The sequence below is a fragment of the Wolbachia endosymbiont of Cylisticus convexus genome (genome assembly GCF_003344345.1).
The window spans coordinates 1-1,327 of sequence record NZ_QPIP01000229.1 but is presented as its reverse complement, the minus strand read 5'-3'; the positions used below and the strand labels follow the sequence as shown (position 1 = coordinate 1,327).

General features: G+C 35.0%; 2 pseudogenes. One reads left to right on the top strand and one right to left on the bottom strand.

The features are described from left to right. Window positions 1-67: 67 nt before the first annotated feature. Window positions 68-631, top strand: a pseudogene (locus tag Wcon_RS10820) (helix-turn-helix domain-containing protein); the annotation flags it as partial. Between the two features lie 23 nt (window positions 632-654). Here the strand turns inward: Wcon_RS10820 and Wcon_RS10815 are convergent. Further along, window positions 655-1,327, bottom strand: a pseudogene (locus Wcon_RS10815) (IS630 family transposase); the annotation flags it as partial.

Sequence of the window (1,327 nt, the reverse complement as noted above, 5' to 3'; positions counted from 1 at the left end):
AAACAAGACTTGATCTGACACTTTAGAAAAGTAAGTTATAAAATAATAAAAGAAAGGAGTGTTAGATATGAGTACAATACAAGCAAAAATACTAAAACCAAAGTTAGGGTTATTAGAGCTAGCAAAACAATTAGGAAATGTATCTCAAGCGTATGGGCTACTCAAGAGATACGTTTTATCGATTCAAGGAATTATATGAAAATGGAGGAGAAGAAGCACTGCATGAGATAAGTAAGAAAAAATCACTTATGGCAAACAGAGTTTCCGAAGACATAGAAAGAGCAGATCGCAACAGAATTTCCAGCATATGGACAATAAAGAGCTGCAAATGAGCTGAGAAAAAGGGATTTCCGAAGGTGGTTGTATGGCTAAGAAACGATATTGAAACGTTCAAAAAAAGACTTAAAGCTCTTGAAGCGAAGGTTGCACAAGATGGCATAATTTTAACTGAAGAGCAACTTGCAGCTTTAGAGAAAGTGAAAGAACAAAGATGGTGAAATTGAAACACTGGTTACTTAGGTTCTCAAGACACTTATTATGTAGAAGGGTATAGGACCAGCAAACTTTTATTGATACCTATTCAAGGGTTGCTATGGCAAAGCTTTATACAGACAAAACTGCAATTATAGCTCTTTTCATAATAGTCCGAAAAGCTTATAGAAAAGCGGAATCAACAGCATGACGAAAAGATGTGAATAGAGGGATGTTTTTCCTAGCTCTGTTTTTTATAGCAAACCAATGATGCTCAATTTTGTTAAAATCGGGAGAATAAGGCGGTAGATATAAAATTTCTGCGCCAACTCCTTTAGCAAATTCAGTAATCTTATTAGACTTATGAAAAGTAGCATTATCAAGGATAACAGTTTGTCCAGGTTTCAAAATCGGTGTCAGAAACTGCTCAAACCATTTATTAACATATTACAGTGGCCTTCAAATGTTAACGGAACAACTATTTTCCTGCCGTTTAAGGCTGCAATCATACTGATTCGTTGAATTTTTTTACCAGATTTTAGAGCATAAAACCTCTGTCCCTTCTGGCAATATCCATAAGGGTAGTCCTCGGTGTTATCAATGCCAGACTCATCTATATAAACTAAGTTTTGAGGTTCTTTTGTTGCTATAATTTTCAAAAATTCAGCGCGTTTTTCTTCGTCCCTTTCTTTGTATCCATATGTCTTTTTTTGCGTGTGAGTCCAATTTTTTTAAGAGCTCGATGAATCGTTGGGATACTAACATTGCTCCAAAGCTTAGCCATTTCCGATAGAGTTTTTCCACCATATTTTTTAGCAAATTCAGTAAATTTATTCCAGTCAGTAATTTTGTGATT